Origin of the sequence: Enterobacter cloacae complex sp. I2 (genome assembly GCF_014896205.1) — a bacterium.
GTDB classification, from domain to species: domain Bacteria; phylum Pseudomonadota; class Gammaproteobacteria; order Enterobacterales; family Enterobacteriaceae; genus Enterobacter; species Enterobacter quasihormaechei.
In genome coordinates, this window is sequence record NZ_JADBRA010000014.1 from 70,721 (window position 1) to 92,922 (window position 22,202).

25 protein-coding genes are annotated in these 22,202 nt (G+C 56.2%); 9 read left to right on the forward strand and 16 right to left on the reverse strand.

Translation table 11 applies throughout. The features are described 5' to 3' along the window. Positions 1–111: 111 nt before the first annotated feature. The gene (locus IM300_RS13595; protein ID WP_193036945.1) at positions 112–2,055 is read left to right on the forward strand and encodes a bifunctional 2',3'-cyclic-nucleotide 2'-phosphodiesterase/3'-nucleotidase; all 1,944 of its coding nucleotides are present in this window, start codon (positions 112–114) and stop codon (positions 2,053–2,055) included. Between the two features lie 68 nt (positions 2,056–2,123). On the opposite strand, the gene IM300_RS13600 is transcribed toward IM300_RS13595, so the two are convergent. After that, on the reverse strand, positions 2,124–2,510 hold the full coding sequence (locus IM300_RS13600) for a helix-turn-helix domain-containing protein (protein WP_063867172.1): 387 nt from the start codon (positions 2,508–2,510) through the stop codon (positions 2,124–2,126). Between the two features lie 84 nt (positions 2,511–2,594). Here IM300_RS13600 and IM300_RS13605 point away from each other — a divergent pair, with 84 nt between their 5' ends. The 3 genes from IM300_RS13605 (at position 2,595) to IM300_RS13615 (ending at position 5,390) form a co-directional block, all read left to right on the forward strand. Continuing rightward, on the forward strand, positions 2,595–3,443 hold the full coding sequence (locus tag IM300_RS13605) for an SDR family oxidoreductase (RefSeq protein WP_193036947.1): 849 nt from the start codon (positions 2,595–2,597) through the stop codon (positions 3,441–3,443). An 81-nt stretch (positions 3,444–3,524) separates the two neighbouring features. After that, entirely contained in the window at positions 3,525–4,349 is an 825-nt protein-coding gene (locus tag IM300_RS13610) for an AraC family transcriptional regulator (RefSeq protein ID WP_193036949.1), read from the forward strand. 75 nt (positions 4,350–4,424) lie between these two features. Beyond that, entirely contained in the window at positions 4,425–5,390 is a 966-nt protein-coding gene (locus IM300_RS13615) for a DMT family transporter (RefSeq protein WP_193036951.1), read from the forward strand. Between the two features lie 80 nt (positions 5,391–5,470). Here IM300_RS13615 and IM300_RS13620 read toward each other — a convergent pair whose 3' ends face one another. After that, positions 5,471–7,120, reverse strand: a complete 1,650-nt coding sequence (locus IM300_RS13620; RefSeq protein WP_063450907.1) for a methyl-accepting chemotaxis protein — start codon at positions 7,118–7,120, stop codon at positions 5,471–5,473. Between the two features lie 244 nt (positions 7,121–7,364). On the opposite strand from IM300_RS13620, the gene ytfE reads away from it, so the two are divergent. Then, positions 7,365–8,027: an iron-sulfur cluster repair protein YtfE gene (gene ytfE, locus IM300_RS13625; RefSeq protein ID WP_193036953.1), complete on the forward strand. Its 663-nt coding sequence runs from the start codon at positions 7,365–7,367 to the stop codon at positions 8,025–8,027. Positions 8,028–8,113: 86 nt separating this feature from the next. On the opposite strand, the gene cycA is transcribed toward ytfE, so the two are convergent. Next, positions 8,114–9,523, reverse strand: coding sequence for a D-serine/D-alanine/glycine transporter (cycA, locus tag IM300_RS13630; protein WP_193036955.1), 1,410 nt, complete (start codon positions 9,521–9,523; stop codon positions 8,114–8,116). A 314-nt stretch (positions 9,524–9,837) separates the two neighbouring features. Further along, a complete protein-coding gene (gene fklB / locus IM300_RS13635; RefSeq protein WP_193036957.1) occupies positions 9,838–10,458 on the reverse strand; it encodes an FKBP-type peptidyl-prolyl cis-trans isomerase in 621 nt (206 codons plus the stop codon). Between the two features lie 231 nt (positions 10,459–10,689). On the opposite strand from fklB, the gene IM300_RS13640 reads away from it, so the two are divergent. Next, complete coding sequence (locus IM300_RS13640) at positions 10,690–11,328, forward strand: OapA family protein (RefSeq protein WP_112792405.1); 639 nt, start codon at positions 10,690–10,692, stop codon at positions 11,326–11,328. Between the two features lie 47 nt (positions 11,329–11,375). Here IM300_RS13640 and IM300_RS13645 read toward each other — a convergent pair whose 3' ends face one another. The 5 genes from IM300_RS13645 to rpsF all read right to left on the reverse strand — a co-directional run bounded on the left by IM300_RS13645 (position 11,376) and on the right by rpsF (position 13,897). Continuing rightward, positions 11,376–12,305 (reverse strand): DMT family transporter, encoded by a 930-nt coding sequence (locus tag IM300_RS13645; protein ID WP_112792406.1) that lies wholly within the window; start codon positions 12,303–12,305, stop codon positions 11,376–11,378. A gap of 152 nt (positions 12,306–12,457) precedes the next feature. Next, complete coding sequence (gene rplI / locus IM300_RS13650; protein WP_006810372.1) at positions 12,458–12,907, reverse strand: 50S ribosomal protein L9; 450 nt, start codon at positions 12,905–12,907, stop codon at positions 12,458–12,460. A 41-nt stretch (positions 12,908–12,948) separates the two neighbouring features. Further along, complete coding sequence (rpsR, locus tag IM300_RS13655; protein ID WP_000135199.1) at positions 12,949–13,176, reverse strand: 30S ribosomal protein S18; 228 nt, start codon at positions 13,174–13,176, stop codon at positions 12,949–12,951. A gap of 4 nt (positions 13,177–13,180) precedes the next feature. Beyond that, entirely contained in the window at positions 13,181–13,495 is a 315-nt protein-coding gene (gene priB, locus IM300_RS13660; RefSeq protein WP_022646836.1) for a primosomal replication protein N, read from the reverse strand. 6 nt (positions 13,496–13,501) lie between these two features. Further along, positions 13,502–13,897 carry a 30S ribosomal protein S6 gene (gene rpsF / locus IM300_RS13665; RefSeq protein ID WP_003856034.1) on the reverse strand — a complete coding sequence of 132 codons (396 nt, stop codon included), beginning with the start codon at positions 13,895–13,897 and terminating at the stop codon, positions 13,502–13,504. Positions 13,898–14,238: 341 nt separating this feature from the next. Between rpsF and yjfY the strand changes: the two genes are divergently transcribed. Continuing rightward, positions 14,239–14,514, forward strand: a complete 276-nt coding sequence (yjfY, locus tag IM300_RS13670; protein ID WP_193036959.1) for a DUF1471 family protein YjfY — start codon at positions 14,239–14,241, stop codon at positions 14,512–14,514. 135 nt (positions 14,515–14,649) lie between these two features. On the opposite strand, the gene IM300_RS13675 is transcribed toward yjfY, so the two are convergent. Genes IM300_RS13675 through ulaA form a run of 6 tightly spaced genes read right to left on the reverse strand, consistent with a single transcriptional unit; the run spans position 14,650 to position 19,058 of the window. After that, the gene (locus IM300_RS13675) at positions 14,650–15,336 is read right to left on the reverse strand and encodes an L-ribulose-5-phosphate 4-epimerase (RefSeq protein WP_193036961.1); all 687 of its coding nucleotides are present in this window, start codon (positions 15,334–15,336) and stop codon (positions 14,650–14,652) included. After that, positions 15,329–16,189, reverse strand: coding sequence for an L-ribulose-5-phosphate 3-epimerase (locus IM300_RS13680; protein ID WP_193036963.1), 861 nt, complete (start codon positions 16,187–16,189; stop codon positions 15,329–15,331). Before IM300_RS13680 ends, IM300_RS13675 begins: the two co-directional genes overlap by 8 nt. A gap of 9 nt (positions 16,190–16,198) precedes the next feature. After that, positions 16,199–16,849: a 3-keto-L-gulonate-6-phosphate decarboxylase UlaD gene (ulaD, locus tag IM300_RS13685; protein ID WP_193036965.1), complete on the reverse strand. Its 651-nt coding sequence runs from the start codon at positions 16,847–16,849 to the stop codon at positions 16,199–16,201. Positions 16,850–16,862: 13 nt separating this feature from the next. Beyond that, positions 16,863–17,330, reverse strand: a complete 468-nt coding sequence (ulaC, locus tag IM300_RS13690) for a PTS ascorbate transporter subunit IIA (protein WP_193036967.1) — start codon at positions 17,328–17,330, stop codon at positions 16,863–16,865. A gap of 9 nt (positions 17,331–17,339) precedes the next feature. Then, positions 17,340–17,645, reverse strand: a complete 306-nt coding sequence (gene ulaB, locus IM300_RS13695) for a PTS ascorbate transporter subunit IIB (protein WP_025758276.1) — start codon at positions 17,643–17,645, stop codon at positions 17,340–17,342. Between the two features lie 12 nt (positions 17,646–17,657). Continuing rightward, positions 17,658–19,058: a PTS ascorbate transporter subunit IIC gene (gene ulaA / locus IM300_RS13700; protein WP_193036969.1), complete on the reverse strand. Its 1,401-nt coding sequence runs from the start codon at positions 19,056–19,058 to the stop codon at positions 17,658–17,660. A gap of 359 nt (positions 19,059–19,417) precedes the next feature. Here ulaA and ulaG point away from each other — a divergent pair, with 359 nt between their 5' ends. Further along, complete coding sequence (gene ulaG / locus IM300_RS13705; protein ID WP_063867151.1) at positions 19,418–20,482, forward strand: L-ascorbate 6-phosphate lactonase; 1,065 nt, start codon at positions 19,418–19,420, stop codon at positions 20,480–20,482. A gap of 110 nt (positions 20,483–20,592) precedes the next feature. Beyond that, positions 20,593–21,348 carry an HTH-type transcriptional regulator UlaR gene (ulaR, locus tag IM300_RS13710; RefSeq protein WP_063867148.1) on the forward strand — a complete coding sequence of 252 codons (756 nt, stop codon included), beginning with the start codon at positions 20,593–20,595 and terminating at the stop codon, positions 21,346–21,348. On the opposite strand, the gene yjfP is transcribed toward ulaR, so the two are convergent. Continuing rightward, positions 21,345–22,067 (reverse strand): esterase, encoded by a 723-nt coding sequence (yjfP, locus tag IM300_RS13715; RefSeq protein WP_193036971.1) that lies wholly within the window; start codon positions 22,065–22,067, stop codon positions 21,345–21,347. The genes ulaR and yjfP overlap by 4 nt on opposite strands. Positions 22,068–22,202 lie beyond the last annotated feature (135 nt).

Consider the following 22,202-nt stretch of genomic DNA (forward strand, 5'->3'; position numbering starts at 1 on the left):
AAGCAATTCTGGTTTCAGCGCTCTTTTTTCTGGCAGCATTCACACTTCTGTAAGCAACAAATACTACATACATATTCTTTTGTGGCTTGGATCGAAAAAAGGACTCCTCAGATGATTAAGTTTAGCGCAACGCTCCTGGCAACGCTGATTGCGGCCAGCGTTCAGGCAGCGACGGTGGATCTCCGTATTCTGGAAACGACCGATCTGCACGGCAACATGATGGACTTCGATTACTACAAAGATACGCCTGTCGAAAAATTCGGACTGGTACGTACGGCAAGTTTAATCAACGCCGCCCGCGGTGAAGTAAAAAACAGCGTGCTGGTGGACAACGGCGATCTCATTCAGGGCAGCCCGCTCGGCGACTATATGGCGGCGAAGGGGCTGAAGAAAGGCGAGATCCATCCTGTTTATAAGGCAATGAATACGCTGGACTATGCCGTCGGCAACCTCGGCAATCACGAATTTAACTACGGTCTGAAATACCTGCACGACGCGCTGGCAGGCGCAAATTTCCCGTACGTTAACGCCAATATCATCGACGTTAAGACGGAGAAGCCGCTTTTTACCCCTTACGTGATTAAAGAGACCGAGGTGGTCGATAAGGACGGTAAAAAACAGACGCTGAAAATCGGTTATATCGGCTTTGTACCGCCGCAAATCATGACGTGGGATAAAGCCAACCTCGACGGGAAAGTGACCGTCAACGACATTACCGAAACGGCGCGCAAATACGTGCCGGAAATGCGTGCGAAAGGCGCGGACGTGGTGGTGGTGGTGGCCCACTCAGGCCTGTCGGCAGATCCGTATCGGGCGATGGCTGAGAACTCGGTGTATTACCTCAGCCAGGTACCGGGCGTCGATGCGATCCTGTTCGGCCACGCCCACGCCGTCTTCCCGGGTAAAGACTTCGCCAGCATCAAAGGCGCAGATATTGAAAAAGGCACGCTCAACGGCGTGCCAGCGGTGATGCCGGGGATGTGGGGCGATCACCTCGGGGTGGTGGATCTGGTGTTGAACAACGACAGCGGAAGCTGGAAAGTCACCCAGTCGAAGGCGGAAGCGCGCCCGATCTACGACGCGGTGGCCAAAAAATCACTCGCGAATGAAGACAAAGCGCTGGTCGACGTCCTGAAGCACGATCACGACGCCACGCGTGAATTTGTCAGCAAGCCGATCGGTAAATCCGCCGACAACATGTATAGCTTCCTGGCGCTGGTACAGGACGATCCGACCGTGCAGGTAGTCAACATGGCCCAGAAAGCCTACGTCGAGGACTATATTCAGGGCGATCCGGATCTGGCCAATCTGCCGGTACTGTCTGCCGCGGCGCCATTCAAAGTGGGCGGACGTAAGAACGATCCGGCCAGCTACGTTGAGGTGGAAAAAGGCCAGCTGACCTTCCGTAATGCCGCGGATCTCTACCTCTATCCCAACACCCTCGTGGTGGTGAAAGCCACGGGAAAAGAGGTGAAGGAGTGGCTGGAGTGCTCTGCCGGGCAGTTCAATCAGATCGATCCGCACAGCAGCAAGCCGCAGTCGCTGATTAACTGGGACGGTTTTCGCACCTACAACTTCGACGTGATCGACGGCGTGAAGTATCAGATTGATGTTACCCAGCCCGCGAAATATGACGGCGAATGCCAGGCCATTAATCCGCAGGCGGAGCGCATTAAAAACCTGACCTTCAACGGCAAGGCAATTGACCCGAATGCCACCTTCCTGGTGGTGACCAACAACTACCGTGCCTACGGCGATAAGTTTGCCGGTACGGGTGACAGCCACATCGCCTTTGCCTCGCCGGACGAGAACCGCTCGGTGCTGGCGGCGTGGATTAGCGCAGAGACGAAAAAGGCGGGTGAAATTCATCCGGCGGTGGACAACAACTGGCGTCTGGCGCCAATCCACAGCGACACGACGCTGGATATTCGCTTTGAGACATCGCCGTCCGATAAAGCCGCCGCGTTTATCAGGGATAACGCGCAGTATCCGATGAAAAAGGTCGCGACGGATGATATCGGGTTCGCGATTTATCAGGTGGATTTGAGCAAGTAGTGTAATTGCCTGGTGGCGGCTTCGCCTTACCCGGCCTACGGGCTCTGGGTTTGCGCGCCTCCCGGCTTTTACGCCGCACGCTCATCCCGATTCGCCATCACCTGCGGCGTATTCACCTCAATCCAGTCCGCCAGCGCGGCGACTTTCTCGCTGACCTCGATACCCATCGGGGTCAGACTATACTCCACGTGCGGCGGCACAACCGGATAAGAAACGCGGTTAACAAACCCGTCCTGCTCCAGCGCCTGGAGCGACTGGGCCAGCATTTTCTCGCTGACGCCGCCCATCTTGCGGCGCAGGTCGCTGAAGCGATGCGTGCCCTGACGCAATGCCACCAGGATCAGCACGCCCCAGCGGCTGGTAACGTGTTTGAGCACCTCCCTTGACGGACACTGTTCCGCAAAGAGGTTGCCATCGCGCATTTGCTCACTGAGCGTCGGTACCGTTGTTTTCATACTTACCTTTTTGTACGTACTTACTAAAAGTTAGTGATGGTGATAGTGTGCCATAACACCAGACAAACACGAAGGAGATTCATCATGATCGCGATTACCGGCGCAACCGGCCAGCTTGGCCAACTCGTTATTCAAGAACTGCTGAAAACCGTTCCGGCCAGCCAGATCGTGGCTATTGTGCGTAACCCGGCAAAAGCCGACGCCTTAAGCCAGCGGGGAATGGTGGTACGTCAGGCGGACTATACCGACCAGGCCGCGTTCACTACCGCCCTGAACGGCGTGGATAAGCTGCTGCTTATCTCCTCCAGCGAAGTGGGTCAGCGCGCCGCACAGCATCAGAACGTGATTAACGCCGCCAAAGCCGCCGGAGTGAAACTTATCGCCTACACCAGCCTGCTGCATGCAGATACCTCCCCGCTGGGTCTGCACGTTGAACACGTAGAAACCGAGAAAGCGCTGGCTGAATCCGGCGTACCTTATACCCTGCTGCGCAACGGCTGGTATACCGAAAACTATCTTGCGAGCGTGCCGCCTGCCCTGGAGCACGGCGTATTTATTGGTGCCGCAGGTGAAGGCAAAATTGCCTCGGCAACCCGTGCGGATTACGCGGCGGCGGCAGCGAAAGTGGTTTCCGAAGAGGGTCATGCCGGCAAGGTGTATGAACTGGCGGGCGACAGTGCCTGGACGCTGAGCGAACTGACGGCGGAGCTGAGCAGACTGAGCGGCAAGCCGGTGGCGTATCAGAACCTGAGCGAAGCGGATTTCGCCGCCGCGCTGAAGGGCGCAGGCCTGCCTGCCGGGCTGGCGGATATGCTGGCGGATTCCGATACCGGCGCGTCCAAGGGCGGCCTGTTTGACGACAGCCGTACCCTGAGCAAACTGATCGGCCGCCCGACCACGCCGCTGGCGGAGAGCATCAAAGCGATTCTGTAATTGTTAAGAATTGGTTATTTTTGGTGGCATCCCTTCGGGTCATCTCTGATAATGAGGCGATGACCCACGAGGAGGCTCACCGTGCAAGGCGTACCGGAACAGTTTACTGATGAGAGAGACAGTGCGCGCTTTCGCCATCTGGCGCAGCTGCCGGGTCTGGAGCTTTATCACGCCCATATCTCTGACTACGCCTTCGAGCCGCACACTCACGAAGCGTTTGGCATCGGCACCATTGAAACCGGCGCCGAACGCTTCCGCTATCGCGGTACCCAGCATCTTGCCGCGGAAAAATCCGTCGTGACCATGAACCCGGACGAGATCCACACCGGCGAATCCGCCACCGAAGGCGGCTGGCGCTACCGGATGGTCTATATCGAACCCGACCTGCTGGAAGAAGTCACCGGCCTGCGCCACTGGTGGTTTAGCGACGTCACGCGTCACGATCCGGTGCGCTCGCAACAGATAGGCCAGTTGATTTATGGCCTGTGGCACACGGACGATCCGCTGGCGCAGAAAGGATTGCTGCTGGATCTGATTGAGACGTTCCAGCCGCTGGCCCGTCATGCGCCGGTAGCCCGGGAGGGCGCGCACCGCTTCGAGCGCGTTCGCGACTATCTGCACGACAACTATATGCGCGCGCTCACCCTGGACGAGCTGGCGAGCGTCGTTTCGCTCAGTCCGTACCATTTCCAGCGCCAGTTCAAAGCCCATTTCCACGTTACGCCACACCAGATGCTGATGGCGATTCGCCTGTGGCGCGCAAAGGCGTTTCTCACTCACGGCATGCCTGCCGCCGAAGTCGCCGCCGCTACGGGGCTGACCGATCAGTCTCACCTGACCCGCGCCTTTACCCGCCGCTACGGCATTACGCCCGTGCGTTACCAGAAGCAGGTTTCGCCGCGCTAATGCGCAACCTCATACAATACGCACGCATCTGTGCCTCCTACACTGGCTACAACATGTATTACTGTGGACGGAAAGATGATTAGCGGCGTGTTGTATGCCCTGCTTGCAGGGTTGATGTGGGGACTGATTTTCGTCGGCCCGCTGATAGTGCCGGAGTACCCGGCGATATTGCAGTCGACCGGACGCTATCTGGCGCTGGGGCTGATTGCCGTGCCGCTGGCGTGGCTGGGGCGTGCGCGTCTGCGCCAGCTGAGTCGCCAGGACTGGCTCACCGCGCTGGCGCTGACGATGATGGGCAACCTGATCTACTACGTCTGCCTGGCCAGCGCCATTCAGCGCACCGGCGCGCCGGTTTCCACCATGATTATCGGCACGCTGCCGGTCGTCATTCCTGTTTTCGCGAACCTGCTGTACAGCCAGCGTGACGGCAAACTGGCGTGGTCAAAAATGGTGCCCGCGCTGGTATGCATCGCCGTGGGGCTGGCTTGCGTGAATATTGCCGAACTTCGCCATGGTCTGGAAAATTTCAGCATGTGGCGTTACGGTTCAGGGATCTTTCTGGCGGTTATTTCAGTTGTGTGCTGGGCCTGGTATGCCCTGCGCAACGCACGCTGGCTGCGGGAAAACCCGGATAAGCATCCAATGATGTGGGCCACGGCGCAGGCGCTGGTCACGCTTCCCGTCTCGCTGCTGGGCTATGCGGGTGCGTGTGTCTGGCTGGGTAGCCAGCATCCGGATTTCGCCCTGCCCTTCGGACCGCGCCCGTGGGTATTCGTCGGGTTAATGGTTGCGATTGCCGTGCTGTGTTCGTGGGTGGGCGCGCTGTGCTGGAACATTGCCAGCCAGAAGCTGCCGACGGTGATATTAGGGCCGCTGATTGTCTTTGAGACGCTGGCCGGGCTGCTCTATACCTTCCTGATGCGCCAGAGCATGCCGCCGCTATTAACGGCCTGTGGGATCGCGCTGCTGGTCGTTGGGGTGGTGATTGCGGTGAGAGCGAAGCCGGAAAAACCGAAGGTTGTTCCGGCGTCGGAGGGGTGAGCTTTTCGCCCAGCGGCGCTTCGCTTGCAGGGCCTACAAAACCGTAGGCCGGGTAAGCGTCAGCGCCACCCGGCACAATGTCAGAACGTTTCCCAGTTCGCTTCAGACGCCGTTGCTACGGGCTGCGCCTTAGGCGCGTAAGCCTTCACGGGCGCGGCTTTAACCGCCTGGTTGCGGGTGATCTTAAACACCGCCACCGCTTCGTTCAGGCGCGCGGCCTGATCTTCCAGCGCCGCTGCCGCTGCCGCAGACTCTTCCACCAGCGAGGCGTTCTGCTGGGTAACGCGATCCATCTCCGCTACCGCCTGGCCCACCTGATCGATACCGCGGCTCTGCTCGTCGGAGGCTGAGGCAATCTCGCCCATGATGTCCGTCACGCGCGTAACCGCATTGACGATCTCCGCCATCGTCGCCCCCGCTTCATTCACCAGCTGAGAGCCCGCGTTAACGCGCTCGCCGGAATCATCGATCAGCGCTTTGATCTCTTTCGCCGCCTGCGCGCTGCGCTGTGCAAGGGTACGCACCTCGCCCGCGACAACCGCGAAGCCCCGCCCCTGCTCGCCCGCACGCGCCGCTTCGACCGCCGCGTTCAGCGCCAGAATGTTGGTCTGGAAGGCGATACCGTCGATCACGTTGGTGATCTGCGCAATCTTGCTGGAGCTGGTGGCGATTTCATCCATCGTACGCACCACGCCCTCGACCACGTTTCCGCCCTTCTTCGCGGTGGAAGAGGCATCCAGCGCCAGACGCGACGCCTGACGCGCGTTATCGGCGTTTTGCTTCACGGTAGCGGTTAGCTGCTCCATGCTGGCTGCCGTCTCTTCCAGGGAGGCGGCCTGCTGCTCGGTACGGGACGAGAGATCGTTACTGCCCGCCGAGATTTCACCCGCGCCGGTGTAGATTGTATCTGCGCCTTCGCGCACCACGCCCACCGTATTCGCCAGCGCGGTTTGCATCTCCTGAACGTTACGCGCCAGGATCGCCATTTCGTTTTTACCCTCAGCGTGAATCGGCTGGGTTAAATCGCCTGCCGCAATGGCGCGGATGTGGTTGATCACCTCTTCCAGCGGCAGCAGCAGCACGCGGCGCATGGCAATCCAGCTGGAGATAATGACGGCTACCACCAGCAGCATGACCGCAGAAAGGATCCACAGAATTCGCTTGTAGTCGCTTTCATTGTCCTTGATGCCTTTGTCGGTGAGCGCGGCCTGCGCCTCACGCCATTCGCGATAGACCTTTTGCATCGCGGTCTGCTTGTGTTCGGCATTTTGTTTGAACATCTCTTCCAGGTTGCCCTGACCCAGCAGAACGTTCATCTGCGTCAGCGTGGCGGAGTAGATGCGATACTGCTCTTCAAGCCTGTCGGCCAGGTGCTCGTCCATGCCCGGCGTTTCCGGCAGCGCGTAGTATTTATCGTAATGGGTCTGGGCATCGGCCAGCAGGTTTTTCGCGGTATTGACCAGCTCGTTCAGCTGCCCGCCGTTAATCTGAGATGCCATGCTGCTTTGCAGACGCAGCATGCCGCGGTTGAGGGTAACGCGCGCCTGGTTAAGGCTGATCCAGGCGTCGGTCAACTCCGCGACGTTCTGGCTGGAAAGCTGAGAAACGGTGAAGTTCTCTTTATCGTTATTGAGCGCATTAATGAAAATTCCGGCTGAGATCAGCTGCATGATGCCGAGCACGAGCAGCACCGAGATGAGAAGAGTAATGACTTTTATACGTTTGAACATGCGTTGCCTTTTGATATGCAGGTATTGTCTGACCTGTATCTATCGGCACGTGCGGCAGGTTGTTTACTGTTTCTCCACCTTTAAAAACTTTCGAAAGCTTTTTTCTGCATTCAATCAGCAGGTTAAAAGCACGCTTTTTTTGTGATCGCCCTCTCACTTTTACCCTTGCCTCTAAAGGGTTATAGTATCGCCATAAAGATGCATTTAAAATGCATCTTATATTTCTGATGATGAGGTAACTCCTATGGCCTTCCGCGACCAACCCCTGGGCGAGCTGGCGCTCTCCATCCCTCGCGCTTCTGCGCTGTTCCGTAAATACGATATGGATTACTGCTGCGGCGGTAAGCAAACGCTGGCGCGCGCAGCGTCGCGTAAAGAGCTGGATGTAGAAGCTATCGAAGCGGAGCTGGCTAAGCTGGCAGAGCAGCCTGTCGACAAAGACTGGCGCACCGCGCCGCTGGCTGAAATCATCGACCACATCATCGTGCGTTACCACGACCGTCACCGTGAACAGCTGCCGGAGCTGATTTTACAGGCCACCAAAGTAGAGCGCGTTCACGCCGATAAACCTTCCGTACCGCGCGGCCTGGCGAAATACCTGACCATGCTGCACGAAGAACTCTCCAGCCACATGATGAAAGAAGAGCAGATCCTCTTCCCGATGATTAAACAGGGAATGGGAAACCAGGCGATGGGGCCCATCAGCGTGATGGAAAGCGAACATGATGACGCGGGCGAACTGCTGGAGGTGATCAAACACACCACCAACAACGTCACGCCGCCGCCTGAGGCGTGCACCACCTGGAAAGCCATGTACAACGGCATTAATGAGATGATTGACGACCTGATGGAGCACATCAGTCTTGAGAATAACGTGCTGTTCCCGCGGGCATTGGCTGATAAATAAAAAAGCCCGGTAGCGCTAGCGCTTACCGGGCCTACAACGTCCTCGAACGTAGGCCGGGTAAGCGTCAGCGCCACCCGGCAACATGCTTAACGCATACTTGCCATACGTTTCTTACCGATAAACAGCCAGCCCAGCCCCAGCGCGATAAACCACAGTGGCGTGACGATCAGCGCCTGACGGGTATCGTCTTCCAGCGTCAGCAGCACCAGCACAAAGACGAAGAACGCCATGCACACCCAGCACATCAGCTTGCCCAGCGGCATCTTGTAGATCGACTTCTCGTGCAGGTGTGGACGCTGCTTGCGGTACACCAGGTACGAGCAGAGGATGATGGTCCAGACGAACATGAACAGGATCGCCGACACCGTGGTGATCATGGTGAACGCGCCGATTACGCTCGGGTTGACGTAAAGCATCACCACGCCGCCCAGCAGGCAGATGCAGGAGAAGGTCAGCCCTTTCGCCGGCACCGCGCGTTTTGAGAGTTTGGCAAACGCGCTCGGGGCAACGCCCTCCTGCGCCAGTCCGAACAGCATACGGCTGGTGGAGAACACGCCGCTGTTCGCAGACGACGCCGCAGAGGTAAGCACCACGAAGTTAATCAGGCTTGCCGCCGCCGGCAGACCGACCAGCACAAACAGCTCAACGAACGGGCTCTTGGTTGGCACCACCGAGCTCCACGGCGTCACGGACATAATGATAATCAGCGCGAATACGTAGAACATGATGATACGCAACGGGATGGAGTTAATCGCGCGCGGCAGGGATTTCTCCGGATCTTTGGTTTCCGCCGCCGTGGTGCCGACCAGCTCAATCCCCACGAACGCGAACACCGCAATCTGGAAGCCGGCAAAGAAGCCGCTGATGCCTTTCGGGAACCAGCCGCCGTCATTCCACAGATGGGCAAACGACGCCTGAACGCCGGTTGGCGACTGGAAGTGCGTCAGCACCATCACCAGCCCGACGACAATCAGCGCGACGATGGCAACGATTTTGATCATCGCGAACCAGAACTCCATCTCACCGAACATTTTTACGGTGGCGAGGTTAAGGCTCAGCAGCAGGATAATCACCGCCAGCGAGGCCACCCAGTCCGACAGGCCGGGGAACCAGAACTGCGCGTAGGCCGTGATGGCGACAACGTCCGCCATACCTGTGACCACCCAGCAGAACCAGTAGGTCCAGCCGGTGAAATAGCCTGCCCAAGGACCGAGCAGGTCGGACGCGAAATCGCTGAAGGATTTATATTCGAGGTTCGAGAGCAGCAGTTCACCCATTGCACGCATCACGAAGAAGAGCATAAAACCGATGATCATATAAACGAAGATGATCGACGGGCCGGCAAGACTGATGGTTTTGCCCGATCCCATAAACAGCCCGGTGCCGATGGCGCCCCCAATGGCAATGAGCTGAATGTGACGGTTTGTGAGATTTCGCCGTAGCGACTGTTCAGACGTCGCCTCTTCCGCGGCGGCGACTTTGACCTGATCTACCATGTGATATTTTCCTGTTTATGCCTGTCTGTGTTGTTACGGCTCTTCTGGCCTTTAAATACGCCAAATAAATGACGGTCCCTTTGTAAGGACTAATCGATAGTAGGTAAGAATCGGCGGGATGAATACTATGATTTGGATATTATGTTAATAATATGTTGAAAGTGAGTGTCATATCACTCATACAGCGCGAAACAGCTCACAAAAATACACGTAACAGTTTCGTTTGCAATACAAAATGTTGATTCCGTCGTAACTCCAGGTTTTATCGCTATTTTCCTCTCCCCGACTGGAGAGAGGAAAATAAGAAAAACCGATTACAGGATTTCCAGCAGCTCGACTTCAAACACCAGGGTGCTGAATGGCGGAATGGACGCGCCAGCGCCGCGCTCGCCGTAAGCCAGGTTGTGCGGGATGGTCAGTTCCCACTTTGAGCCTACCGGCATCAGGGTCAGGGCTTGGATCCAGCCTGGGATAACGCCGTTAACCGGGAACTCAGCCGGTTCGCCACGCGCAACGGAGCTGTCGAACACGGTACCGTCGATCAGCTTACCGGTGTAGTGTACGCGAACGTGGTCGGTACGCGCCGGGATGGCACCATCACCCTGATTGATTACGCGGAACTGCAAGCCGGATTCGGTGCTGTTCACGCCTTCACGCTCGCGGTTCTCTTCCAGATATTTAACGCCTTCTGCCGCCATCTCTTCGAAACGCGCGCGACGCACGGCGTCAGCACGTTCGTGAATTTCACGCAGCGCACGGTGCACAACGTCAACCGGCACGGCGGGTTGCTTGCCTTCCAGCGCATCAGCGATACCCGCCACCAGCGCTTCCGGTAACAGACCTTCCAGGCCGGATTCGCTCAGCTGCTGTCCTACCTGCAAGCCGATGCCGTAGCTTGCCTGCGCTTCGATAGTGTCAAAAGTCGGGGTGGTCATGGGTTTTCCTTCCATCACATTTAAAGTAGCGGGCAGCATATCAGCCATGCCCTTATGGGTAAAACTTTGTCTTAAGTAAAGGTGACAAACAGCGGCGAAACGGAAACAATAGTAGCCGTCAGGATTTTCCCAAATATATGTCACGAAAGCTGGCTTTGTTACGCCCATCAGGCAGTTAGCAAACTACACTTCTCAGGACAGGATAAAAAGACGCGGAGCAGGAGGAGAGCCATGCCCGGGCGATTTGAACTGAAACCTACCCTGGCGAAAATCTGGCATGCGCCGGATAACTTTCGCATCATGGACCCGCTGCCGCCTTTGCACCGCAGAGGCATTATCATTGGCGCGCTGCTGATCGTCATCGGCTTCCTGCTTCCTTCCGGCAGTGACAACGTGGATACCGCGCCGGTCAGCCGGAATGCGGAGCTGGATATCCAGTCGCAAAGCCAGCCGCAGCCGGATTCACAGCCGATGCAGACGCAGCTGGTCACGCCCTCTAACGATCCGGGCCAGGTTGCGCCGGTTGAACCTGAACCCGTTCAGGAAGATCAGGAGCAGGCCGCCGCTCCTTCAGAGCCGCAGGTACAACAGCCGACCGGCATTGAGCAGCAGTGGCGTTCGTATCGCGTAGAGTCAGGGAAAACCCTTGCCCAGCTGTTCCGCGACCACAACCTGCCGGCAACGGATGTGTATGCCATGGCGCAGGTTGAAGGGGCAGGCAAACCGCTCAGCAACCTGCAAAATGGTCAGATGGTGCAGATCCGCCAGAATGCCAGCGGCGTAGTGACGGGGCTGACCATTGACACGGGGAATGGTCAGCAGGTGCTGTTTACCCGTCAGCCGGACGGCAGTTTTATCCGGGCACGCTAGTTCCCGTAGGCCGGGTCAGGCGAAGCCGCCTCCCGGCACGTCATTTCTCAGGCGCTCCGCTTGTTCACCCACCAGATCCCCGAACAGACCAGCACCAGGGCAATCGCGTATTTGATGTCCAGAATGTTTTCGCCGAGGAAGATGGCGGAAAGCACCGTCCCTGCAACAGGAATGACAAAGTTGAACGGAGCAATCATGCTCACGCGGTTCACCTTCAGCAGCGCGCTCCACAGGGCGAACGCCACGGATGAGAGCAGCGTCAGGTATCCCAGCACGGCGACGGCCTTCATGCTGTGCACTTCCAGCGTTCCGCCCGTGATATAGCCTCCCGCAACCAGTGCCGCCCCGCCTATCGCCAGCTGCCAGCCCGTCATCACAGTCGGGTCAACGGTCTGGGAAATGCGTTTCCCGTAAAGCGTGGCGGCAGAGAGAATAAAGGCCGCCAGCACAACAAATCCGTCACCCTGCCAGACAAACTGGAAATCACGTAACCCGCCGTGGAAGTTCACCAGCATCACCCCGGCGAAGCCCAGAACGCAGCCCAGCGTTTTGTTGTAGCTGAGTTTGTCATTGTGGTAGATAAAGTGCGCCAGCAGCACGCTGAAGAAGGTGCCGGTGGCATTCATGATCGAGCCGTTCACCCCGGTGGTGTAGGCCAGACCGATATAAAAGAAGGTGTACTGGATGGTGGTCTGGGTAAGCCCGAGGATCGTGAGCTGGCCAAACTGCGTGGGCGTGAGCCTGCCAATCGGTTTTCGCTGGGCCAGGGCAAAGAGCAGCAGCAGCACACCGGCAAACAGAAAACGGTATCCGGCAAAGACGACTTTGGATGGGATATCATCGGTCGCGATCTGAAAGAGTTCGTAGCCGCTTTTAATGGCCGGGTAAGAGCTTCCCCAAAGCAGACAGCAGAGCGTGGCGCAGGCATAGGCCACATTTCGACGGGCAAAGACGGGCGTGGGCAGAGCGGTATCCATGACAAATCTCATAAATAAAATTGCGTTTCAATTTATTATCAGAGAATGCGTCAGGAATAGCGACCTTACAATAGCAAAACATGACGTAGGGTCACGCTAAAAAGCAAAACGCCGGCACAAGGCCGGCGCTTCGACGTGAGCAGAGTAAAAAATTACTCAGCTACTACGTTAACAACCAGTTTAGCGAACACTTCGCTGTGAACCTGGAAGTCAACTTCGTGCTCACCAGTGGTACGCAGAACGCCGTTCGGCATACGAACTTCGCTCTTAGCCACTTTAACGCCTGCCGCAGTGACTGCATCAGCGATATCGCGGGTACCGATGGAACCGAACAGTTTACCTTCGTCGCCAGCTTTAGACGCGATGGTAACGGTGCCCAGTGCGTTGATTGCTTCAGCGCGAGCGTTAGCAGCCGCCAGAACGTCAGCCAGTTTGGCTTCCAGTTCAGCACGACGTGCTTCGAAAAACTCTACGTTTTTCTTAGTAGCTGGAACAGCTTTACCCTGTGGTACCAGGAAGTTACGAGCGTAACCCGCTTTAACGTTTACCTGATCACCCAGGCTGCCCAGGTTTGCTACTTTATCAAGCAGAATAACTTGCATTACCTTATCCTCTTAAAGTCGTATTAATGGACCGTGCCCGATTACTGATGACGATCAGTGTACGGCAGCAGAGACAGGTAGCGAGCGCGTTTGATAGCGCGAGCCAGCTGACGCTGATATTTTGCACGAGTACCGGTGATACGGCTTGGGACAATCTTACCGCTTTCGGTGATGTAGTTTTTCAGCGTTGCGATATCTTTATAGTCGATCTCTTGAACGCCTTCCGCGGTGAAACGGCAGAACTTGCGACGACGGAAATAACGTGCCATTTGGCTAGTCTCCAGTATCTATCAAATCAATCTGCTCGGCATGCAGAACCATTTTGCTCAGGCCGTTCTTTGCCTTGTGGCAAGAGATGAACCCCTGAACGATTACTGCGCTACCGACCGTTAAACTGTGAGTAATGGCCTGGTTTTCGTGTCCGCTAATAATAACGGGCATTTGGCACCACGCCTGCCGGTGAAACCCGGCTTCCTCTTGCACAGAACGATGCTCAAGCACGAACTGGCAATGCGGAATTCCTGATGGGCTGACCTTTCGAAGGGGGGTCCTGCACACGGTGCCGGACAACACCAGACGGTTGGTCATCAGAAATTACTCTTCAGAATCCCCAGCATCAGAATCATCTGCGGTTTCGTTTGCGAAATCATCGCGACGCTCACGGCGCTCGTCTTTCGCTTTAACCATCGGAGATGCTTCGGTCACTGCGTGTTTGGTACGCATAACCATGCTGCGGATAACGGCATCGTTGAAGCGGAAGGTAGTTTCCAGCTCATCAATCACTTCCTGCGGCGCTTCAACGTTCATCAGAACGTAGTGAGCTTTGTGCAGTTTGTTGATTGGGTAAGCCAGCTGACGGCGGCCCCAGTCTTCCAGACGGTGGATCGTGCCTTCTGCACCAGTGATGGCAGCAGAGTAACGCTCGATCATACCCGGAACCTGTTCGCTCTGGTCAGGATGGACCATAAAAACGATTTCGTAATGACGCATCGAATTGCTCCTTACGGATTATTCAGCCTCCTGTCTGGGTCAGCCGAGGCCCGGGGAGGCAAGGAACGTGTTAAAGGTCGGCTGAAAAATTGACGCGTCATAATACTTGCGCTCCCCGCTAAACACAAGGTGATTGCACAAATAATTCGCACAAAGCGTAAAGCTGATCTAAGTGGGTGATTTAAAATCACTCGCATCAGAAGCGCTGTTTTTTTGAACAACACCATCAGAAATGGTCACCCATCGCAACCAGAGGAGCGATTACACTTTAATCAGAATCCCTTAAACAGAGAAGGAGCGCATTACCCCGTATCACCGCACGCAGTCGTGGAGCGCATATCATGAAAAGAATCGCAATCGCCATTTTGGCTGCGCTTTTGCTCAGTGCAAATGCAATGGCAGCCATCAGGATAGACAGCCGACAGGCCAGAAACATGGATGATGTGCAGAGCTTAGGCGTAATTTACATCAATCATAACTTCGCCACTGAAAGTGAAGCAGATCGGGCGCTGAATGAAGAAACCGACGCGCGGGGCGCAAAATACTATCACGTCATGCTGACACGTGAGCCCGGCAGCAACGGCAATATGCACGCCAGTGCAGGTATCTACCAGTAACGTTTTATCGCCAGCACCAGGAAAGCCAACGAAAATCAAAGCAATAAATGACTTGCCCCCTGCGCGGGGGCTTTTTTTATGAATGGCCCCGGAATACCACCGGTTACAGCTGTTTCGGTATTCCAGAGCACATATTCACTTCTGCCCGTAATAAGCATTGGGTCCGTGCTTACGCATGAAATGCTTGTTCATCAGGTGATCATCAATGCCCTGAAGCTGCGGGTTAATGCCGCGCGCAATCCACGCCATTCGAGCCACCTCTTCCATGACCACCGCGTTATGCACGGCGTCATGCGCATCTTTACCCCACGAGAACGGTCCATGCTGGTACACCACAATCCCCGGCGTGTGCAGTGGTTCCGTCTCACCCAGCGTGTCGATAATGACCCTGCCGGTGTTGAGTTCGTACTCACCTTCGACTTCAGCCTGCGTTAACGCGCGCGTGCAGGGAATATCACCGAAGAAGTAGTCCGCATGGGTTGTGCCCAGCGCCGGAATTGCCAGCCCAGCCTGCGCCCAGGCGGTCGCGTGCGTGGAGTGGGTGTGAACAACGCCCCCCAGAGACGGATAACGCTGGTACAGCGCCAGATGGGTTGCCGTATCTGAAGAAGGGCGCCATTTGCCCTCAACGACGTGTCCTTCGAGGTCAACCACCACCATATCTTCAGCGCGCATGGCATCATAGGCTACGCCGCTCGGCTTAATCACCACCAGCCCCTGCTCGCGATCGATGGCGCTCACGTTGCCCCAGGTGAACGTCACCAGGCCATAGCGCGGCAGATCCATATTGGCCTCAAAGACCTGCTGTTTTAGCTTAAGCATGTTCCGCCTCCAGCAGGCCTGCCCGCGCCATGCGTTCGCGCACCCAGTCCCTGGCTTTCGCCACTTCTGCCGCCGGGTCGTCCGCAGTTTCGCTCCACATCTCAATCAGATAAGGCCCGCAATAGCCGGTCTGTTTGAGCGTCTGGAAGCACCGTTCGAAATCCACCACCCCGGAGCCGAACGGCACGTTTTTAAACACGCCGGGACGGGTATCTTTGACGTGCACCGCCACGATATGCCCGATGCCTGCCTGAAGCTCCATCTGTACGTCGTTATCCCATGCCGACAGGTTGCCGATATCCGGATACAGCTGGAACCACGGGTTGTTCAGGTAGTGTGCGTAGCCCAGCGCCTTGCTGATGGAGTTCATCAAGGGATAATCCATGATCTCCATCGCCAGCGTCACCTGCGCGCGGCTGGCCATCTCAACGCTCTCTTTCAGGCCGTCCCGGAAACGACGGCGCGTTTCATCGTTGGCGTCCTGATAGTAAACGTCGTAACCCGCCAGCTGGATCACGCGGATGCCGACATCCTGCGCAAAACGAATGGCTTTGCGCATGATCTCCAGCCCTTCAGCGCGCACGGCATCGTCTTCACTGCCAAGCGGAAAACGACGGTGCGCGCTCAGGCACATGGATGGCACCCGCACGCCGGTTTCGGCAATGGCGCTCACCAGCGCCAGACGCTGCTCGCGGGTCCAGTCCAGGCGAGAAAGGCGCTCGTCCGTCTCATCCACCGACATTTCGACAAAATCAAAACCCAGCTGCTTCGCCAGCTGTAACCGCTCCAGCCAGCACTCCCCCGCAGGGAGTGCCTTTTCATAGATGCCAAGCGGGACCTGTTTTGACAACATACCCGCTCCTTAGCCCCAAAGCTGAGCGATGGAGCGTTTGAACTGACGCGCCGCTTCCACCGGAGATGCCGCGTCGCGAATGCTGCGGCCGGCAATAAAGACGTGGATTGGAATACCCTTGAACAGCGGCAGATCTTCCAGCGCCAGGCCACCGGTAACGGTGACTTTGAAGCCCATATCGGCCAGGCGTTTGATCGCGCTGATATCGGCCTCGCCCCACGCCACGCCTGCGGCCTGCGCATCGCGGCTGCGGTGATATACCACCTGCTGGATACCCGCGTCGCGCCACGCCTGCGCCTGCTCCCAGGTCCAGAAACCGGTCAGCTCTATTTGCACGTCGCCGTTAAACTCTTTTGCCACATCCAGGGCACCTTTCGCGGTGTTGATATCCGCACAGCAAATCACGGTGACCCAGTCAGCGTTGGCTTCGAAGCACATGCGAGAGAGAATTTTGCCCGCATCGGCGATTTTGGCATCTGCGAGCACGATTTTATGCGGGTAGAGCGCTTTCAGGTCACGAACGGCGCGCACGCCTTCGCCTACGCACAGAATGGTGCCCACTTCGATGATGTCGACTTCTTTCGCAATCAGGCGGGTGGTTTCGTAGGCGTGAGACAGCGTCTGGTTATCCAGCGCGACCTGTAACATTGGTAAAGACATATTCAATTCCCTCTTAAACTGCCGCCGCAGTGGCGTGATCAATTAAATCCAGTACTTCCTGCGCGGTACGGCAGGCGCGTAAACGGTCGAAATTGGCTTCGTCCTCAAACAGATTGACGATTTGCATGATCCCCACCTCCTGGTGGGTGTTGGCATCGACAGCCGCCATGGTGATGAGGATATCGACCGGGTCGTTATCTTCGTGGTTGAACACCAGCGGCGTTTTCAGCGTCACCAGCGCAAAACCGGTTTTCCTGACGCCCTCTTCTGGACGTCCATGCGGCATGGCCAGCCCCGGGGCAATCACAAAATAGGGGCCGTGCTGCGACACGCCGTCCAGAATGGCCTGGTAATAACGCGGCTCGACAACGTTCGCCTTAACCAGCAGATCCACGCTCAGCTTCACCGCGTCCTGCCAGGTGCTGGCGTCGGCCTGTAAAAGGATGGAGTTATTCTCTGCCAGCGAATCACGTAGTTTCATGTGGCGTCCTTACTTCACGTCCTGTGGGAAGTGTTCTTTGATCACGTCCAGCAGTTTTGGTCCAAAATCCGCGGGCGACAGCATGTTGCGCACGCCTACCACGTATTTGTTACCCGAGACGCTAATCTCACCGGCAATGTGCGTTGAGGCGATGATGATGTCCGCGCCGTTCAGTTCACTTTTGTATTCACCCACTGCGCAGCTGTTCACCGTGTGGTCAATGTTTGACTGGGTTAAAAACTGGTCCACTTTCATTTTCATGATCATGGAGCTTCCTTGCCCATTGCCACACACAGCCAGGATACGTACGGTCATAATCGAAACTCCTTAGTGAGCAGAAACTTCTGCTGTTTGTTTTTCCGCATCTTCTTCAGCCCGCAGCGAAAGGCCAGCGAAGAACATATAAGTCAATGCAATCAGGATGATGACGGCCATAAAAACCAGCCCGACGGAGGCAAAGCCCTGCATCATCGGCGGTGCCAGAATTGACCAGTCCGCCATGCCCATCCAGGCGCTCATGCCAGTGAGCTTGACCGCCCACACGCAGCCGAAGATTTCAACCATGCCCATCACCAGGCAGATCTTGAGCGCGGCGCGCCATCCGCCGAAGTGGTTCGCAAACACGCCGATGGTGGCGTTGGAGAAGAACATCGGGATAAAGCCGGGAATAATCAGGATGGAGGAGCCACAGCCCACCAGGATGCCGACCGCAATCAGCTGGCCGATGGTGCCCCACATAAAGCCCCAGACCACGGCGTTTGGCGCAAAGCTATAGATAGCCGCACAGTCAATCGCCAGTACCGCGCCAGGGATAAGGCGCTGGGAGATACCGTTGAACGCCTCAGAGAGTTCGGCGACGAACATGCGCACGCCCTGGGTGATGATGAAAATGGCCACGGCGAAAGAGAAGCCGGTTTGTAGGATATAGACCGTCCAGTGGGTTTTACCCGCCATGGCCTGCACCACGTCAATGCCGAAGGAGAGCAGAATGGCACCGAAGAAAAGGGTCATCACAATCGCCGTTGAGACGATGTTGTCGTGGAAGATATTCAACCAGCCAGGCAGCTTGAGGTCTTCGACACTTTCCTCTTTTTTGCCCAGATAAGGCGCAACTTTGTAGGCAATCCAGGAGGCAAACTGCTGCTGGTGACCGATGGAAAAGCCGCAGCCGTCCGTGACGTCCTGCGTGGGCTTGTACATCATGTTGGAGGTGATGCCCCAGTAAAGCGAGACCAGCACTGCCGTGCAGATGACCGTGGTCCACATTGGGTAGCCGAAGATATAGAGAGAAACGGCAATCAGCCCCGCCTGCTGGAACATGATGTGTCCGGTAAGCATGATGGTACGAATGCCGGTGATGCGACGCAGGAGCACGTAAATGATGTTCAGCGCCAGCGCGAGCAGTACCGCATACCCAACCCAACTGTACGCATCACCCATGCGATCGATAGTGGCCATCATGGACGCGTAAGTATCAGAGATGGCGCCGTTAATGCCGTACACCTCAGACATTTTGGCAACGACCGGCTTAAACGTGCTGGTCAGAATGCCAGACCCCGCCTGCAACAGCATAAAACCAATGATGGTTTTGATGGTGCCTTTGATAATCACGCTGACGCTTTTGCGCAGCAGGATGTAACCCAGGCACGTCACGATACCCAGCAACAGCGGGGCGTTGGTCATTACCTGATTAAAGAACACGGTAAAGACGTTGTAGAGGATCTCCATAACTCTCTCCAGAAAGTGAGAACACAAGGGGTAATCCTTGTGTGGTTGGTGCCATCACTCTATTAATCACAAATAATCATCACAAGATTGCATTTGATTATTTGTGACGGATCACGCAATTTATTTCCATAGCTTTTGTAATGATTTTCACTACCGATAAAGCACAGCAGATTAATTCTTAAAATTCATCAGGTTAATGATATATAGCGGTTATCTTACCAACGAACAGAGGGTTTTTCTGTGATGTGAAGAGGGGAATTTTCCGCACACCAGCCATTGCAAATCGATGCAAACAGTGCCAGCATTAATCACAACAAATCACATAATGATTATTTTTGATCAAAAGCAGGAGTCAAACGATGAGTAAAGTGGAAACCATCACCCGTGAATCATGGATCCTGAGCACCTTTCCAGAGTGGGGTAGCTGGCTGAACGAAGAGATCGAGCAGGAACAGGTTGCTCCTGGCACCTTTGCGATGTGGTGGCTGGGCTGCACCGGCATCTGGCTGAAGTCAGAAGGCGGCGCCAACATTTGCGTCGATTTCTGGTGCGGCACCGGCAAGCAGAGCCACGGCAATCCGCTGATGAAAAAAGGCCACCAGATGCAGCGTATGGCCGGGGTGGAAAAACTTCAGCCGAACCTGCGCACCACGCCTTTTGTGCTTGATCCTTTTGCCATTCGCCAGATCGACGCCGTGCTCTCTACCCACGATCACAACGATCACATTGACGTAAACGTGGCGGCCGCGGTGATGCAAAACTGCGCGGACGACGTACCGTTCATCGGGCCGCAGACCTGCGTGGATTTGTGGATCGGCTGGGGCGTACCACAAGAGCGCTGCATCGTGATGAAGCCGGGCGACGTGGTGAAAATCAAAGACATTGAAATTCACGCCCTGGATGCTTTTGACCGCACCGCGCTGATTACCCTGCCTGCCGACCAGAAAGCCGCAGGCGTACTGCCAGACGGGATGGACGAGCGCGCGGTGAACTACCTGTTCAAGACGCCGGGCGGCTCCCTGTATCACAGCGGAGATTCCCACTACTCTAACTACTACGCGAAGCACGGCAACGAGCATCAGATTGACGTGGCGCTTGGCTCCTACGGGGAAAACCCGCGCGGTATTACGGACAAAATGACCAGCGCGGATATGCTGCGCATGGCGGAAGCGCTGAACACCAAAGTGGTGATCCCGTTCCATCACGATATCTGGTCAAACTTCCAGGCCGATCCGCAAGAGATCCGCGTCCTGTGGGAGATGAAAAAAGACCGCCTCAAGTATGGCTTCAAGCCGTTCATCTGGCAGGTTGGCGGCAAATTCACCTGGCCGCTGGATAAAGACAATCTTGAGTACCACTACCCGCGTGGCTTCGATGATTGCTTTACTATTGAGCCAGACCTGCCGTTTAAATCCTTCCTCTGATTGTGAAGCCCAGTCGCCAGACCCTGCGTCTGGCGATGTCATTTTTATTTTAGTAATTTCACGCTATTTCAAATATTATCTTTTCAAATCAATTCTTATCGGAATAGCTCATGACGGAAGCGCAACGGCATCAAATTTTACTGGAACTCCTGGCGCAAACAGGGTTTATCACCGTCGAGAAAGTGATCGAACGTTTAGGGATCTCCCCCGCTACCGCGCGGCGGGACATCAACAAGCTGGATGAGAGCGGCAAGCTGAAAAAAGTCCGCAACGGCGCAGAGGCTATCAGCCAGCAGCGTCCACGCTGGACGCCAATGAACATCCACCAGGCGCAGAATCACGATGAAAAGGTGCGGATTGCCCGAGCGGCGTCACAGCTGGTGAATCCCGGCGAGAGCGTGGTGATCAACTGCGGCTCGACGGCGTTTCTGCTGGGCCGCGAGATGTGCGGCAAACCGGTGCAAATCATTACCAACTACCTGCCGCTGGCCAACTATCTCATTGATCAAGAACATGAAAGCGTGGTGATCATGGGCGGCCAGTACAACAAGAGCCAGTCCATTACCCTCAGCCCGCAAGACAGTGAAAATAGCCTTTATGCCGGGCACTGGATGTTTACCAGCGGCAAGGGTCTGACGGCGGATGGCCTGTATAAAACCGATATGCTCACCGCAATGGCGGAACAAAACATGCTTAACGTGGTAGGCAAGCTGGTGGTGCTGGTCGACAGCAGCAAGGTCGGTGAACGCGCCGGCATGCTTTTCAGCCGCGCCGAGCAAATCAGCATGGTGATCACCGGCAAAAACGCCAACCCTGAGATCCTCAGCAAGCTTGAGGATCAGGGTGTTAAGGTGCTCCGCGTTTAAAGATGCTGGCGGAAAAACGCCACCGTCGCCTCCAGTGCTGCCGGGGTAATGCGGTGCCGGACACCGGCTCCCCACTGGCAGGTCAGATTGCTGTCCAGCCCTTCGCGCTGTAGCGCCTGTTGCAGACGGAACGTTTCACCGGGCGGTACAACGTCGTCGGCATCTCCATGCCAGAGCAGCAGCGGACGATCGGCCAGCCGCGAAAGCGCGTGGCTGACGTCCCATTCAGACAACAGAGCCTCAATCTCCTGAGGTGCCTGCGACGGAAACAGCGTCTTTGCCAGTGACGTAAAGTAGCCCGACCCCATCAGGCAAGCCACGGACGTCACCTCAGGATGCCTGGTCATGATCCCCAGCGCCGTCATTCCCCCCATTGATGCGCCTGCGACCGCCAGCCGTTTCCCCTCCACCAGCCCCGCCTGTAAGAGCGCGTCACGCAGCCCGGCGAACTCGGTCAGATTGCCGTGCAGCGTTTGCCAGAACAGCCCCAGCCGCGCCTGCTCATCGCCGTTAAAGCGTGCACCATGGTTCGGCGCATCAGGCATGACGACGCGAAAGCCGGCCTGCGCCAGCGCGACGGCAAAATAGCTGTAGACCAGCTTCGAGGAGAGAAAGCCATGATAGAAAACCACCGCCGGCAGCGGTTGTTCACCTTTACCTGCCGGAAAAGCATGGAGGATTTCATGGTCATTCAGGCGGCGCGTTTCAATTTCAATCATTGTCGATCCTGTGCTGATGAATGATTCATAATGTTGAGAGCTGGATTACGGTTTCACGATATTTTCATTCGAAATCTACGTTCCAGATAACACTTCGGGAACATTCCCCCAAAACTAAATTCGCAGACAACTACA

Bases quoted from the DNA above. Each gene is read 5' to 3' on its own strand.
- rpsF (WP_003856034.1), bottom strand. From the start codon at position 13,897: ATGCGTCATTACGAAATCGTTTTTATGGTCCATCCTGACCAGAGCGAA.
- priB (WP_022646836.1), bottom strand. From the start codon at position 13,495: ATGACCAACCGTCTGGTGTTGTCCGGCACCGTGTGCAGGACCCCCCTT.
- IM300_RS13605 (WP_193036947.1), top strand. From the start codon at position 2,595: ATGATCGCGATTACCGGCGCAACCGGCCAGCTTGGCCAACTCGTTATT.
- cycA (WP_193036955.1), bottom strand. From the start codon at position 9,523: ATGGTAGATCAGGTCAAAGTCGCCGCCGCGGAAGAGGCGACGTCTGAA.
- IM300_RS13680 (WP_193036963.1), bottom strand. From the start codon at position 16,189: ATGTTGTCAAAACAGGTCCCGCTTGGCATCTATGAAAAGGCACTCCCT.
- IM300_RS13615 (WP_193036951.1), top strand. From the start codon at position 4,425: ATGATTAGCGGCGTGTTGTATGCCCTGCTTGCAGGGTTGATGTGGGGA.
- IM300_RS13675 (WP_193036961.1), bottom strand. From the start codon at position 15,336: ATGCTTAAGCTAAAACAGCAGGTCTTTGAGGCCAATATGGATCTGCCG.
- ulaG (WP_063867151.1), top strand. From the start codon at position 19,418: ATGAGTAAAGTGGAAACCATCACCCGTGAATCATGGATCCTGAGCACC.
- yjfY (WP_193036959.1), top strand. From the start codon at position 14,239: ATGAAAAGAATCGCAATCGCCATTTTGGCTGCGCTTTTGCTCAGTGCA.
- IM300_RS13640 (WP_112792405.1), top strand. From the start codon at position 10,690: ATGCCCGGGCGATTTGAACTGAAACCTACCCTGGCGAAAATCTGGCAT.
- ytfE (WP_193036953.1), top strand. From the start codon at position 7,365: ATGGCCTTCCGCGACCAACCCCTGGGCGAGCTGGCGCTCTCCATCCCT.
- IM300_RS13620 (WP_063450907.1), bottom strand. From the start codon at position 7,120: ATGTTCAAACGTATAAAAGTCATTACTCTTCTCATCTCGGTGCTGCTC.
- IM300_RS13645 (WP_112792406.1), bottom strand. From the start codon at position 12,305: ATGGATACCGCTCTGCCCACGCCCGTCTTTGCCCGTCGAAATGTGGCC.
- fklB (WP_193036957.1), bottom strand. From the start codon at position 10,458: ATGACCACCCCGACTTTTGACACTATCGAAGCGCAGGCAAGCTACGGC.
- ulaA (WP_193036969.1), bottom strand. From the start codon at position 19,058: ATGGAGATCCTCTACAACGTCTTTACCGTGTTCTTTAATCAGGTAATG.
- rpsR (WP_000135199.1), bottom strand. From the start codon at position 13,176: ATGGCACGTTATTTCCGTCGTCGCAAGTTCTGCCGTTTCACCGCGGAA.
- ulaR (WP_063867148.1), top strand. From the start codon at position 20,593: ATGACGGAAGCGCAACGGCATCAAATTTTACTGGAACTCCTGGCGCAA.
- ulaD (WP_193036965.1), bottom strand. From the start codon at position 16,849: ATGTCTTTACCAATGTTACAGGTCGCGCTGGATAACCAGACGCTGTCT.
- yjfP (WP_193036971.1), bottom strand. From the start codon at position 22,067: ATGATTGAAATTGAAACGCGCCGCCTGAATGACCATGAAATCCTCCAT.
- IM300_RS13600 (WP_063867172.1), bottom strand. From the start codon at position 2,510: ATGAAAACAACGGTACCGACGCTCAGTGAGCAAATGCGCGATGGCAAC.
- rplI (WP_006810372.1), bottom strand. From the start codon at position 12,907: ATGCAAGTTATTCTGCTTGATAAAGTAGCAAACCTGGGCAGCCTGGGT.
- IM300_RS13595 (WP_193036945.1), top strand. From the start codon at position 112: ATGATTAAGTTTAGCGCAACGCTCCTGGCAACGCTGATTGCGGCCAGC.
- ulaB (WP_025758276.1), bottom strand. From the start codon at position 17,645: ATGACCGTACGTATCCTGGCTGTGTGTGGCAATGGGCAAGGAAGCTCC.
- ulaC (WP_193036967.1), bottom strand. From the start codon at position 17,330: ATGAAACTACGTGATTCGCTGGCAGAGAATAACTCCATCCTTTTACAG.